The organism is Pueribacillus sp. YX66 (assembly GCF_041725775.1).
Taxonomy (GTDB): Bacteria; Bacillota; Bacilli; order Bacillales; family UBA6769; genus Pueribacillus.
In genome coordinates this window covers 18733-32902 of the sequence record NZ_JBEUEL010000019.1, presented here as the reverse complement: position 1 = coordinate 32902, position 14170 = coordinate 18733, and the positions used below count along the sequence as shown (strand labels likewise).

General features: G+C 37.5%; 11 protein-coding genes. 4 read left to right on the top strand and 7 right to left on the bottom strand.

Annotated elements, in window-relative coordinates; translation table 11 throughout:
* Positions 1–2: 2 nt before the first annotated feature.
* From argF to ABU914_RS09635, 7 genes are all read right to left on the bottom strand, one after another.
* The gene (gene argF / locus ABU914_RS09665; protein WP_379669525.1) at positions 3–950 is read right to left on the bottom strand and encodes an ornithine carbamoyltransferase; all 948 of its coding nucleotides are present in this window, start codon (positions 948–950) and stop codon (positions 3–5) included.
* Complete coding sequence (locus tag ABU914_RS09660; RefSeq protein ID WP_379669524.1) at positions 947–4057, bottom strand: carbamoyl-phosphate synthase (glutamine-hydrolyzing) large subunit; 3111 nt, start codon at positions 4055–4057, stop codon at positions 947–949. The genes argF and ABU914_RS09660 overlap by 4 nt, the downstream gene beginning before the upstream one ends.
* A gap of 32 nt (positions 4058–4089) precedes the next feature.
* On the bottom strand, positions 4090–5235 hold the full coding sequence (locus tag ABU914_RS09655) for an acetylornithine transaminase (RefSeq protein WP_379669523.1): 1146 nt from the start codon (positions 5233–5235) through the stop codon (positions 4090–4092).
* Positions 5232–6014: an acetylglutamate kinase gene (gene argB, locus ABU914_RS09650; protein WP_379669522.1), complete on the bottom strand. Its 783-nt coding sequence runs from the start codon at positions 6012–6014 to the stop codon at positions 5232–5234. Before argB ends, ABU914_RS09655 begins: the two co-directional genes overlap by 4 nt.
* An 80-nt stretch (positions 6015–6094) precedes the next feature.
* Positions 6095–7336 (bottom strand): bifunctional glutamate N-acetyltransferase/amino-acid acetyltransferase ArgJ, encoded by a 1242-nt coding sequence (gene argJ / locus ABU914_RS09645; RefSeq protein ID WP_379669521.1) that lies wholly within the window; start codon positions 7334–7336, stop codon positions 6095–6097.
* A 24-nt stretch (positions 7337–7360) separates the two neighbouring features.
* On the bottom strand, positions 7361–8398 hold the full coding sequence (argC, locus tag ABU914_RS09640) for an N-acetyl-gamma-glutamyl-phosphate reductase (protein WP_379669520.1): 1038 nt from the start codon (positions 8396–8398) through the stop codon (positions 7361–7363).
* 472 nt (positions 8399–8870) lie between these two features.
* Complete coding sequence (locus tag ABU914_RS09635) at positions 8871–9161, bottom strand: HesB/YadR/YfhF family protein (protein ID WP_379669519.1); 291 nt, start codon at positions 9159–9161, stop codon at positions 8871–8873.
* A 408-nt stretch (positions 9162–9569) separates the two neighbouring features.
* Here ABU914_RS09635 and ABU914_RS09630 point away from each other — a divergent pair, with 408 nt between their 5' ends.
* The 4 genes from ABU914_RS09630 to ABU914_RS09615 are packed head-to-tail and all read left to right on the top strand — an operon-like array spanning position 9570 to position 14166.
* A complete protein-coding gene (locus ABU914_RS09630) occupies positions 9570–11936 on the top strand; it encodes a Na+/H+ antiporter subunit A (RefSeq protein ID WP_379669551.1) in 2367 nt (788 codons plus the stop codon).
* Complete coding sequence (locus ABU914_RS09625; RefSeq protein WP_379669518.1) at positions 11923–12345, top strand: Na(+)/H(+) antiporter subunit B; 423 nt, start codon at positions 11923–11925, stop codon at positions 12343–12345. Before ABU914_RS09630 ends, ABU914_RS09625 begins: the two co-directional genes overlap by 14 nt.
* Complete coding sequence (locus ABU914_RS09620; RefSeq protein ID WP_379669517.1) at positions 12345–12692, top strand: Na(+)/H(+) antiporter subunit C; 348 nt, start codon at positions 12345–12347, stop codon at positions 12690–12692. Before ABU914_RS09625 ends, ABU914_RS09620 begins: the two co-directional genes overlap by 1 nt.
* Positions 12685–14166 carry a Na+/H+ antiporter subunit D gene (locus ABU914_RS09615; protein WP_379669516.1) on the top strand — a complete coding sequence of 494 codons (1482 nt, stop codon included), beginning with the start codon at positions 12685–12687 and terminating at the stop codon, positions 14164–14166. Before ABU914_RS09620 ends, ABU914_RS09615 begins: the two co-directional genes overlap by 8 nt.
* Positions 14167–14170: the final 4 nt, after the last annotated feature.

The following is a 14170-nucleotide window of genomic DNA, read 5'->3' as shown; positions in this document are numbered from 1 at the left end:
CTTTAAAGTAATGAAGTGAGAACGGCTTTTTGTGCATGAAGACGATTTTCCGCTTGATCAAAAACAACCGAATGAGGACCATCAAGAATATCTGCTGACACTTCTTCACCACGATGAGCAGGGAGACAGTGAAAAAATAAATAATCTTCATTTGCATGCTTTACGAGGTTTTGATTCACTTGAAAATCTCCAAACGCTTGTAAGCGTTCTTCTGTCTCGTTTTCAAAGCCCATACTTGTCCAAACATCTGTATACACAATGTCTGCTCGTGTTACTGCCTCGATCGGATCGTTCGTCTGCATAATGACCGCACCCGATTCTTTCGCTTTATCTTTCGCTAATGTTAAAATTTCTTGTTTGACTTCATAATTTTTCGGTACAGCTACTGAACAGTCAATGCCCATAATTGCACATCCAACTAAAAGTGAATGTGCCATATTGTTACCATCGCCAACATAAGCAAGTTTCTTCTCCTTAAAACTTCCAGTTTTCTCTACAATAGTCATTAAATCAGCAAGTACTTGACACGGATGATAATCATCAGTTAAGCCGTTAATAATTGGAACTGAAGAATTATCAGCAAGTTCCTCCACGATATCATGTGCGAACGTACGAATCATAATCCCGTCAACGTAACGGGAAAGAACTTTAGCTGTATCTGATATCGTTTCACCGCGACCCATTTGTAGTTCATCTTTGCTTAAAAATAAGGCATGACCTCCAAGTTGATACATCCCAGTTTCAAATGAAACTCGCGTTCTTGTTGATGATTTCTCAAAAATCATTGCAAGTGTTTTTCCATCAAGGTGACGATGAGTTTTGCCAACATTTTGTTCTTTTTTCAACTTTAAAGCAAGGTCAATCAAAAATAATAGTTCTTCTTTCGTGAAATCGGCAAGCTTTAAAAAATGCTTGCCTTTTAAATTTGATTTTATTTCTTCCGGAGTCATTGTGTGACCATTTCCTTTCGACCTGTTATGTTCCATTGCTGGATAGGACGCACATGTTCATCATTTTTAGCGATTTTAGAAAAAGCATGAACCGTTTCTTCGGATGATAAAACGATTAAACCGAGCTGCAAAGCGTGTTCACGTTTCTCACTTGTTCGCGCTGTGCTTACAATCGCATACGCTTCGTTCGTTTTCAACCAATTCTCAAACATATCTTCATTCATAAAATGTTCATCTGTTAAGACACGAAATCCAAGTGCACGTAATTTCATTTTCACTTTTTCAAAATTTGGAACTTTTGTTTCAAAATAAATTTCTTTTTCATTTGAAAATGAAGTAACTCGTTGTTCATTCCATAAAAATGCTTTTCGAAAACTGCTTTCGAGACTAGTAGAAATCGCAATACATTCTCCAGTCGATTTCATTTCGGGAGCGAGCTTCGGATCAACTCCAGGCAGTTTCATTGTTGAAAAAACTGGCGCTTTCACTGTGTAAAAGTTATTTTCCGACAACAGTCCTAAATGCGGAGTGATAGATTGAAGTCGCTCGTTTAACAATGCTTTTGTCGCTAATTCAATCATATTGACGCCTGTGACTTTACTAACGATTGGCACGGTTCTTGAGGCTCGAGGATTGACTTCAAGCACATACAATGTTTCATTGTATATAACGAATTGAATGTTAAATATACCTTTAAATTCAATACCATTAGCAATTTTTTTAGTATAAGCTTCAATGTTTTGTTTCATTTTTGCAGAGAGAGAATATGGCGGTGTAATAGCCATACTATCACCTGAATGAACACCTGCTTTTTCAACATGTTCAAAAATTGCAGGAATAACAATATCATTACCATCAGTTATGACATCAACTTCTACTTCTTTTCCAGGATAATACGCATCAATTAATATCGGAAATCGTTCTTCTGACTCATTTTCATCAATGTATTGCTGAAGTTCTGATTCCGACCGTAAAACGAGCATCCCTCTTCCACCAATCACATAAGACGGACGTAATAAAACAGGAAAGCCAATTTCGTTCACTTTTTTAACTAATTCATCTCTCGTCTCTACCGTTTCACCTGGAATATGCGGTACGTTCAGTTTTTTTAATAAGTGATAAAACCGCTCGCGATCTTCTAATTGATCAATTGTATCAAGTGATGAACCGAGTAAGTGTACTCCTGCTTTTTCCAATTCTGCAACGAGGGAAATTGCGGTTTGACCGCCAAATTGGACGATCACACCTTCAACCTGTTCATACTCAATTACATTTAGTACATCTTCAACAGAAAGCGGCTCAAAATAGAGTCGATCAGCGATTTCGTAATCTGTGCTCACCGTTTCAGGATTATTGTTCATTAAAATTGTTTCATAACCAAGTTGCTGAAGAGCAAAAATACCGTGTACCGAACAATAATCAAATTCGATTCCTTGTCCGATACGGATCGGACCTGAGCCAATAATTAAGATTTTTTTGTTTTTTTCCAATGTCATTTGTTTTGGAGCCTTTTTCCAAGTTGAATAAAAATAAGCGCGCTTATTATGCGTATTAACATTATCATAGCTTGGTAAGATGTGAAGTTGCTTTCGTTTTTCACGAACAGACAGTATTGTTTCTTTCCATACTCCCGCAAGCCATTCGTCTGAAAAACCGTGCTCTTTCAAAACTTTCATCGTTTCTTTCGAGACTTTCTGCAGTGTCGTTTCTCGTGCTTTCTTTTCAAGCTTGATCAGTTTTTCAAATATATTTAAAAAATATGGCGTGATCTTTGTTCGTTCGTGAAGCTCTTGAACAGTCACTCCCCTTCTTAACAATTCAAACAAAGTAAAGAGTCGGCGATCGTCTGCATTTTCCACTAACGTTAACAGTTCTTCTGTCGAAAACTGCTCACATTCTTCCAACGATAAACCGTTAGTATTCAGTTCGAGAGAACGAACCGCTTTTTGTAGTGCACTTTCTAAATTCCGTTCAATTGCCATCACTTCTCCAGTGGCTTTCATTTGAGTACCTAATGTTCTGTTAGCCTTTGAAAATTTATCAAATGGCCAACGTGGAAATTTAACAACTACATAATCAAGTTCAGGTTGTTGACCCGCTCGACCCAGATCTTTTAAGTTATAACCTAGAGCTAGTTTTGTAGCAATTCTCGCTATCGGATACCCTGTTGCTTTTGACGCGAGTGCACTCGAACGGCTTACACGAGGATTCACCTCAATAACAAAATATTCTTTGCTTGTAGGATGTAATGCAAATTGAACATTACAACCGCCAATAATTCCTAAAGCACGAACAATATGAATCGCTGAATGACGGAGAATTTCCACTTCTTCTTTTGAAAGAGTTTGCGACGGAACGGCGACAATAGAATCCCCTGTATGGATTCCGACCGGGTCAATGTTTTCCATATCGCAAATCGTAATACAGTTATCATTTGCATCGCGAATCACTTCGTATTCAACTTCTTTAAATCCAGCAATACTTTTTTCTATTAAACATTGGTGAATGGGGCTTGCTTTCAATCCGCGCTTCACATACGTTTCGAGCTCATCTTCGCTGGCTGCAATGCCACCTCCAGAACCACCAAGAGTATAAGCGGGTCTAACGATAATCGGATATCCGACTTTTTCCGCAAAGCGAAAAGCAGACTGCAAACTATCAACGATTTCACTTTCAGGAACAGGTTCATTCAATGTATGCATTAAGGTTCGAAACTGCTCTCGGTCTTCACCTTGCATAATGGATTCGATCGGTGTCCCAAGTATCGTTACGTTGTATTTATCTAAAATGCCTTTTTGGTGTAGTGTCAATGCAAGGTTTAGTCCTGTTTGACCACCAACTGTCGCAAGCAAACCGTCAGGTCGTTCTTTTTTTATAATGGCTTCAATACTTTCGACAGATAGCGGTTCAAAATAAACGACATCCGCAATCGTATCGTCCGTCATAATCGTAGCTGGATTGTTATTTACTAAAATAACTTTGCACCCTTCTTCTTTTAAAGCTAGGCACGCTTGCGTTCCGGCATAATCAAATTCGGCTGCTTGCCCAATAACAATAGGTCCAGAACCGATGACTAAAACTTTATTTATTTTTGTCTTCTTCGTCATATATCATTCCCACTCCTATTCAAAAATAGTGGTTATTTATAGTCAACGAGTACATCTCTAATTACACGTACAGCCTCATCAATTTCTTTTTTCGATACGGTTAATGGAGGTAACAGCCGGATAACAGTAGGGCCTGCAACGAGAACGAGTAAACCGTTTTGAATGAACTGTGGAATGAGTTCAGAAATATCCTTCGTACATTCAATTCCGAGCATTAATCCCTTTCCACGTATCGATTTAACGATTGGCAAGTCACTAATTTTTTCGAGAAGCATAGAACGTAAATAATCAGATTTAATTTGTACATGATTTAAAAATTCTTCATTAAAAACAATATTCAATACAGCTTTGGCAGCTGCCATTGCAAGGGGATTACCCCCAAATGTAGAGCCATGACTTCCCGGACCAAACACGTCATAAAATTTTTCATTTGCTAACATAGCACCTACGGGTAAGCCATTTCCTAATCCTTTCGCCAATGTCAAAATGTCAGGTTTAATCCCGAAATGCTCATAAGCAAACCGTTTTCCGGTTCGACCCATTCCTGTTTGAATTTCATCTATAATTAATACGACTGATTTTTCTCTACATATTTTTTCTAACTCGCGAACGAACGAGGCTTCAGCAGGAATAACGCCCCCTTCCCCTTGAACTAGTTCAAGCATAACAGCAGCTGTTTCATCATCAATCGCATCAATAACAGCGTTGAGATCGTTATACGGTACATAGACGAACGTTTCTAGCATCGGTCCAAATCCGACTTGTATTTTTTCTTGACCTGTTGCTGACATTGTTGCGAACGTACGACCGTGGAACGATTGTTTAAATGTAATAATCTTGGTCTTTTCAGTAGCTTTACGTGCTAGTTTAATTGCTGCTTCATTCGCTTCTGCTCCGCTGTTACAAAAGAAAACATAGTCGGCTACACTATTTGTTGTTAGCAATTTCGCTACGTCTTCTTGAATAGGGTTGTAATATAAATTAGACACGTGCCAATAGTGATTCAATTGTTCTTCAATGGCAGACTGAACATCTGGATGACGATGACCTAAGTTACACACACCAATACCAGAACCAAAATCTAAATATTGTTTCCCTTCAATATCTTCAATTTTTGTGCCATATGCCTGTTTTACCCGTACTTCAAACCGTTTATATGTTGGCAGTATCGCTGTCATTCTACTACCTCCGAGATTGTTTTCTTTATTACAGTTCCTACTAATTGATGATCTGTTGTTAATTCTGATTGCTTTCCATCTACAATCATCACTTCACGCAAATGTTCATTTAAACTATGAATTGCCGCGCGTACTTTCGGTAACATGCCACCGTAGATTGTTCCTGATTTAATCAGTTTCTCAATTTCTTTAACTGTTACGGATTCTAACAATCTGTTATCTTGCATAATTCCAGGAACATCAGTTACGAATATTAACTGATTTGCAGAAACTTTTTTTGCAATCACACCTGCAACTGTATCTGCATTAACGTTGTAGCGGGTTCCATCTTTTCCAACCGCAATCGGTGCAATGACTGGAACGATTCCTTCGTTTATCAATTGTGTTAATAACGATACGTTTACATTTGTCACTTCACCAACATATCCATACCGTTCTAAGTCTTTCGCCTCCGCCATTAAAAGCTTTGCATCTGAACCCGAAAGACCAATCGCATCAATTCCTGCAACATTAAGTTTTCTTACTAATGAGTTATTTACCGAACCCGTAAGCACTATTTCAACGACGTCCATTACTGGAGCTGTTGTTTTGCGTAATCCATCGATAAATTCTGATTTAATATTAAGTTTCGTTAACATTTTTTTAATCGCAGGTCCACCACCATGCACGATGATTGGTTTTAAACCCGATTTTTTTAAAGTAAGTATGTTAGCAAAGAAACGATCAGATAATTCGTCGATCGTACTGCCTCCACACTTAAGTACAATGATGTTACTCAACGTAAAACCTCCAAACTTTATTAAAAAGAGGGTCTTTTCTAATGTTAATTAACCAAAAGCAAGACCCTCATTCTCATCCATTATGAACGATAACTCGCATTAATTCTCACATAATCGTACGTAAGGTCGCATCCCCATGCTTTACCAAATCCGGAGCCGACATGTAAATCGATTGTGATTTTAACAACATCAGTTTGTAAATATTCTGTAGCTTCTTCTTCCGAGTAATGAACAGGTTGACTATTTTTTAGTAATTGAATTGGTCCGATTGCAGCGTCAATTTTATCTGGATGGACGGTCGCACCACTATACCCGACGGCCGCAATGATTCGTCCCCAATTCGCATCAGATCCATAGACAGCTGTTTTTACGAGAGATGAACCAACAACAGATTTTGCTACTTGAACGGCTTCTGAATCATTAAAAGCTCCATTTACTTCGACCTCAATAAGTTTTGTTGCTCCCTCACCATCTTTTGCAATCATTTTCGCTAAGTCTTCACATGTTGTTTTTAATAGCTCAACAAAAGTATTCCATTCAGGATGCGATGGGGATAATGGCTCATTGTTCGCTTTTTCACTCGCTAAGACGAGCACCATATCATTCGTTGAAGTGTCGCCATCGACTGTAATGCAATTGAACGTTTTGTCCGTCACTTCTTTTAATGCAAGCTGCAACATATCTGATTCAATGACAGCATCCGTTGTAATAAACGCTAGCATTGTTGCCATATTCGGCTTTATCATGCCAGAACCTTTTGCCGCCCCTGCCATCGTCACTTTTTTTCCGTTAATCATCGTGGCATAACACGTTGATTTCGTCACAACATCAGTCGTTAAAATAGCTTCATTGAAATTTTCAGCTGATTTAGTAGTTGCTTCGGGAGCTAATTGTTCAATACCTGAAATGATTTTTTCCATTGGCATTTCTAGACCGATAATTCCAGTCGATGCAATCGCAACGTAATGTTCAGGTATCGAAAATTTATTAGCTGTTACTTTCCGCATCGTATAGGCATCGTCTTCTCCCTGTTTCCCTGTACAAGCATTCGCATTCCCGCTGTTTACGACTACAGCCTGGATTTTTCCTTCTTGAGCTAAACTTTCTTTCGTTATTTTTAATGGAGCTGCTTGAATAACATTTAATGTATAAACAGCTGCTGCTTTTGCAGGGGTATCACAAGTTACAATGCCTAAATCTTTTCGTTTACGCTTTACACCTGAATGCAACCCCCCTGCTTTAAAGCCTGCCGGAGTTACAATCGTCCCATTTTTTATTTTCGTAATCTCGTTTATCGAAGTTTCATTTTCGGTAGTGAGCAATGTAAGTTCTCCCTTCGGATTCGTTCACGGATACATCGGAACGAATTCTAATCCGATTCGTTCATCTAGACCGAGCATTTTATTCATATTTTGCACTGCTTGACCAGCAGCACCTTTTACTAAGTTATCAATGACAGAAATGACCATAATTCGATTTGTTCGTTCATCGTATGCGAGTGAAATATCACAGAAATTCGAACCATATACTTCTTTCGTACTTGGATACGTATCTTTATCCCGAATTCTTACAAAATAATCATCTTTATAGTTTTCATAATATAAATCAAATAACGAATCTATATTCGTTTCTGATTTCGCAGTTGCATACATTGTAGTCATAATCCCTCGCGTCATTGGAATTAAATGTGTACTGAAAGTAATCGGTCCAACTTCCGAATTCCAGTTCGATAGCATTTGTTCAATTTCTGGAATATGTTGATGTTCATTTACTTTATAAATTTTTAAGTTATCATTCATTTCAGAGAAATGGGTAACAGATGAGGCATTTCTGCCCGCTCCACTTACACCTGATTTCGCATCAATGATAATCGTTTTTTCATCAATAAGTTTGTTTTTTACTAAAGGGGCAAGCCCAAGTAGAGCAGCTGTCGGATAACATCCTGGATTTGAAATTAATTGTTTATTCGTAATATCTTCTTCAAGCCACTCCGTTAAGCCATAAACAGCTTCATGAAGTGAATTCGCATCAGGTGCAACTTTTTTATACCATTTTTTATAAACAGATTGGTCTTTTAAACGGTAATCACCTGATAAATCAATTACTTTAATGTTATATTCCAAAAACTGAGGAACAAGCTGCGATGATACACCTGAAGGTGTCGCTAAAAAGACGATATCCGTATCGTTTGCAATTTCCTGTATATTAATGTCCTGTAGCGATTCCGTTACAACATCTTGCATATGCGGATAACTATCCATCAGTCTTTTTCCTTGCTGGCTTGAAGAATGAAAGGAATGAATAGTCACCTCTGGATGTTGTCGCAATATCCTCGTTAACTCGGCACCTCCATACCCAGTTGCTCCTATAATTGAAATTTTCATTACTAAATCCGCGCCTTTCATTTTACTAATTATATTTTATTATAGACTGTATAAAAATAAAATCAATAGTATAATTATAAACTTTAAAAAGAAAAAGTCCACGATTGGACTTATAAATAATGTATTGATTTAAAATCAAGAAATTTAAAAATGCAACCCTCAACCTATAGCGTATCTGATTAAATACAACATACGCAATGGCAAGTAAACGAATTTTCATACGATATAGTTGTACTTCTACAATTTATAGCAAAACTTTAGCTGAGTCGTTTCGTTCGAATTCATGACGTTCTTAGTCTGGCTACATGAAATGAATAAAAACTTTTAACCCTTATGCTTATTCACCAAGTCATAAATTGTGTCGTATTTGTCAAATAAAGATAACGAGATATCCTGCGTTCATCGGTCGATATTTGTGTATAAAACGAATGGGATTTATCGCTTCAACTACATCAAGTTGATTTTCATTCATTTAAGATTTATCAAATAAAAATTCTATTTCTCCGTTTACTAGATGTATTGTTAATTCGTGCCCATATAAAAACCATTCATCTTGCTCATCGAAATAAAACGTTACTCCTCCTTTTTTATCACTGACGGCAATGTTCACTGGTTCTTCTTTAGCTACTCCTAGAGAAAAATTAGGATGAATCGATGAACCCCCTCCATATAATTTTACAAAAAAACGGATATAATCCCCTTTATTTAAATTCATTTCTTGCTTGTACCAATCCGCCGCTTCTTTCGTTATCGTCAAGTTCATTTAATGGTCCTCCTCAATTTTATAACAATTGACATCAATGATTAATGACAGATATAGGATTGTCTCCTATTACAAAATTAGATGTATTGATGTTTATCGTCAATTCATTTTATTTAAATTGATTATATTTTTAAACAAACTCTTTTAATAAACGTTTATGGCATATTACGATTGCCCTAAGTGAATTCAATGCATATTGCTCAAAAAAGCTTTGACTTAAAGAAAATTTAATGATATCTTGTACATATCTTAATTTTATTATCAAATAGTAATTATGGGGAAATAATATAAAAGTTTAGTTTGGAGGAGTCTGTCACCACAGGCTCCTTATTGTCTTTTTTAGGCTTTTTTAATTTTATCGTCGTATCGGAGGGGGAAAACTTGACTAACTTATATGTATTTATCCCTATGCTAGCAGCGATTATCATACCGTTCTTGTATAAAAACATAAAAAAAATACATACGGGTTGGTTCGTACTAATTGTTCCTATTTTTCTCGTTATTACTTATGGAACTTTTATCCCTAACATTATGACGGGTCGTACAATCGTATCGGAATTTACTTGGATTCCGTCCCTAGGGATTAACTTTACATCTTATATCGATGGATTAGGTCTACTCTTTTCAATGTTAATTACCGGTATCGGTGCCCTCGTCGTTCTTTACTCCATTTATTATTTAGATAAAAAGCGTGAAAAGCTTCATAATTTTTATGTTTATTTGCTCATGTTTATGACCGCAATGTTAGGGGTTGTCCAATCGGATAACGTCATTACGCTCTATTTATTTTGGGAGTTAACTTCAATCTCTTCGTTTTTGCTTATTGGATATTGGTACACGCGAGATCGCTCCCGTTTCGGTGCATTGAAATCAATGCTCATTACTGTATTCGGTGGCTTATTCATGCTCGGCGGTTTTGTTTTGCTTGGTATTATGGGGGGAACTTATTCCATTCGAGAGCTTATTGCCCAAACACCTGATTTAACTTCCCATCCATATTTTACTTCGGCGCTCATTCTCATTTTAATTGGGGCGTTTACAAAGTCTGCCCAATTCCCATTTTATATTTGGTTACCAGACGCAATGGAAGCTCCGACGCCTGTCAGCGCATACTTACACTCTGCCACAATGGTTAAAGCAGGGATTTATTTAGTTGCTCGTCTCACACCAATTTTTGCTTTTTCAAATATTTGGAGCTGGCTTATTATCGGAATCGGTCTATTTACATTGTTATGGGCTTCTATATTTGCAGCAAAACAAAAAGACTTAAAAGCTATATTAGCTTTTTCTACCGTTTCACAACTTGGTCTTATTATGTCTTTACTTGGTATTGGTGCACTCACATATCAATCCCATGGCGCTGAACATTCGCTTTTTGCGATGGCGACATTTGCAGCAATTTTTCATTTAATTAATCATGCAACATTTAAAGGAAGCTTATTTATGATCGCAGGGATTGTTGATCATGAAACAGGCACACGCGATATCCAAAAACTTGGTGGCTTAATGAGCATGATGCCGATTAGCTTTACAATCGCATTAATTGGTGCCTTTTCGATGGCTGGTATTCCCCTCTTTAACGGCTTTTTAAGTAAAGAAATGTTTTTAACGTCAATACTTACTCTAACCGAATTTAGCTGGGGAACACTTGCTGTTATCGTCGCTACGGTAGCAAGTATCTTTACGTTCGTATACAGTCTATACTTTGTCTTTCATACATTTGCCGGAAAATATAAGCAAGACGTGCTACCGAAACAAGCGAAAGAGGCTCAGCTCGGAATGCTTATTTCTCCTGGGATTTTAGGCGCTCTCGTCGTTATTATCTTTTTTATACCAAACGTTGTAAGCGAAAGATTAATTAAACCAGCTGTTTCTGCAATTCAGCCTTTACTTTATCCATCGCCACAAGCCATTGATATTACGATCTCAGCTTGGCATGGAATGAATACAGAGTTTTATTTGACAGTCATTATTTTCCTTGTCGGCGGCTTATTGTTCATCTCATTAAAAAAATGGGATAACGTATATTCGAAATGGCCCGAATCACTTACATTGAACCGCTTGTATGACGGAATGCTTGCCTTAACTGAAACCGGCACAAACCGCTTATCTCGAGCGGTGATGACTGGCTTCATTCGTTCGTACTTAATGTATATGCTTATATTTATGGCTTCGCTCATTATAAGTACACTATTTTTAAAACGAGCATTTGTTATTGACGTTTCAACGGCAGCACCGATTCAACTCTATGCAGTTATTACAGCGATCGTTGTTGTCGCAGCAACGATAACGATCTTATTTGCAAAATCACGCTTAACTGCGATTATTTCATTAGGAGCCGTTGGCTACAGTGTCGCCTTACTTTATGTTATTTTTCGCGCTCCCGACCTAGCGCTTACACAACTCGTTATTGAAACAGTGTCAGTCGCACTATTTTTATTAGCGTTTTACCATTTGCCAAAATTGAGTCAAAAAGAAAAACCGATGAAATTCCGATTAGGAAACGCAATCGTTTCAATTAGTGTCGGTGTGATGGTTACGCTCGTTGCATTAGCGGCACAATCACAAAAGGCTTTTCCATCCATATCGGAATATTACAAGGAAACTGTTGCAACTGAAGCGGGCGGTGGCAATATCGTCAACGTCATTCTCGTTGACTATCGTGGGTTTGATACGTTATTTGAAATTACAGTTTTAGCAATAGCTGGACTCGGTATCTATGGGCTGATTAAACTACGCTTATCGAGAAAGGAGAAAAACATTGAAAACAAATGATGTCATGTTAAAAACAACGACGAAGGTTGTTTCGTTTATCATCTTTCTCTTTTCTATTTACATTTTCTTTGCTGGTCACTATACACCCGGCGGAGGATTTGTAGGGGGCTTACTCGCATCAAGTGCAATTGTGTTGTTACTGTTAGCGTATGACATAAAAACAGTAAAAAAAATTTTGCCGATTAACTATATAAAGCTATCTGCCGTTGGAATCATATTATCAATTGCAACTGCTGCAATTGCCATTCTTTATGACAAACCTTTTTTCACACATTTTTTTGATGATTTTTATTTGCCATTATTTCGTAATACTTCATTACACACAGCTACATTGTTTGATCTCGGTGTTTATTTTGTTGTCATTGGCGTTACGATGACAATTATTCAAACGATAGGAGAGGATGAATAATGGAAATTATCATGGCAATTGTCATCGGAATATTATTTGCAGCAGCAATCTACTTAATTTTATCGAAAAGTTTGCTTCGCATTATTATCGGAACTGGCTTAATTAGCCACGGAGCTCATTTGCTTCTTCTTACAATGGGAGGATTAAATGGTAAAGCACCTCCTGTACTGGCTGAAGGCATTTTAAGTTCTCATTATGCAGACCCACTTCCGCAAGCTCTAATTTTAACAGCTATTGTTATTAGTTTTGGTGTAACTGCTTTTATACTTGTAGTCACGTATCGAGCGTATCAAGAGCTTGGAACAGATTCAGTGGAAATGATGAAAGGAACAGATGACGATGAATAACTTTATCCTATACCCAATCATCATTCCATTTCTGTTCGCTGGCATTCTAATGTTTTTTCCTAATCGTGTATATGTGCAGCGAATCATTACAACTATCGCGTTGCTATTAACAGTCGTTGCATCGATTTACGTTGGATTACGGGTGAAACTTAAAGGTGTACTGAGCATAACACTCGGAGATTGGGAAGCTCCGTTTGGGATATCGATGGTCGCTGATATGTTTTCGGCTTTACTCGTTATAACAACATCTGTCATTGCACTATTCGTTGTTTTATACAGTTTTCCATCGATCGGTATCGGTCGAGAGAAACATTTTTATTATTCGGGTGTGCTTTTTCTTATTACAGGAATTAACGGTTCCTTTACGACTGGTGATTTATTTAACTTATTCGTCTTTTTTGAAGTGCTTTTAATGGCGTCTTATTTACTTATCGTCATCGGCGGAGAAAAAGTCCAATTGCGAGAATCGTTTAAATATATATTAGTAAATATCGTATCCTCGTCGTTTTTTGTCGTTGGAGTCGCGTATTTATATTCCGTTACAGGTACGCTTAATATGGCAGATTTAGCTGTGAAAATACCACAAGTAGAATATGCGGGCATGATGACAACAATCGCGATTTTATTCCTCATTGTTTTCGGATTAAAAGGTGCGATTTTCCCATTGTATTTTTGGTTGCCTGGCTCATATTCAGCACCTCCAATGCCAATTTTAGCTTTGTTTGGCGCGTTGCTAACAAAAGTTGGAGTGTATGCCATCATTCGAAGCTATACGCTTTTCTTTACAATGGACATCGGGTTTACACATGAAATTTTAGCCTATCTCTCCATTGCTACAATTGTTATTGGATGTATTGGCGCCCTTGCTTATTTCGATGTAAAAAAGATTATGATCTACAATATTGTCATTGCAGTTGGCGTTATTTTATTCGGTGCTTCACAGTTAAATGAGTCTGGATTACAAGGGGCTCTTTACTACCTTCTTCACGATATGTTAATTAAAGCAGCCTTGTTTTTCCTTATCGGTTTGCTTATCGTACTTTTTGGTACAACAGATTTGCGCAAAATGGGTGGCTTAATGAAAACGAAACCAGTTTTCGGGTGGTTTTACTTAATTGCTGTATTTGGTTTGGCTGGTATCCCGCCGTTAAGCGGATTTGTTGGAAAACTACTCATCGTACAATCAGGCTTTGAAGGTGAACACTTTTGGGGAAGTATCATTGTGCTTGCAACGAGTTTACTCGTTCTCTTGTCAGCCATTCGCATTTTTATTTATGCGTTTTGGGGAGAACCGATTGAAACAAAGCAAATTGCAAACGTTCAATACAAACAATTGTTCATGCCTGCTGCTCTACTCGTCGGAATTTCAATCTTTTACGGAATTGGCACTGAATGGCTGTACCCTTACATGACCGAGGCGACAAATATTCTCCAAAATCCGTCAATTTATATTGATGCGGTCTTAAAGGAGTAGATAA

Coding starts and splice junctions, on each gene's coding strand:
- argF (WP_379669525.1), bottom strand. CDS start 950: ATGACTCCGGAAGAAATAAAATCAAATTTAAAAGGCAAGCATTTTTTA.
- ABU914_RS09660 (WP_379669524.1), bottom strand. CDS start 4,057: ATGACGAAGAAGACAAAAATAAATAAAGTTTTAGTCATCGGTTCTGGA.
- ABU914_RS09655 (WP_379669523.1), bottom strand. CDS start 5,235: ATGACAGCGATACTGCCAACATATAAACGGTTTGAAGTACGGGTAAAA.
- argC (WP_379669520.1), bottom strand. CDS start 8,398: ATGAAAATTTCAATTATAGGAGCAACTGGGTATGGAGGTGCCGAGTTA.
- ABU914_RS09635 (WP_379669519.1), bottom strand. CDS start 9,161: ATGAACTTGACGATAACGAAAGAAGCGGCGGATTGGTACAAGCAAGAA.
- ABU914_RS09630 (WP_379669551.1), top strand. CDS start 9,570: ATGCTAGCAGCGATTATCATACCGTTCTTGTATAAAAACATAAAAAAA.
- ABU914_RS09620 (WP_379669517.1), top strand. CDS start 12,345: ATGGAAATTATCATGGCAATTGTCATCGGAATATTATTTGCAGCAGCA.
- ABU914_RS09615 (WP_379669516.1), top strand. CDS start 12,685: ATGAATAACTTTATCCTATACCCAATCATCATTCCATTTCTGTTCGCT.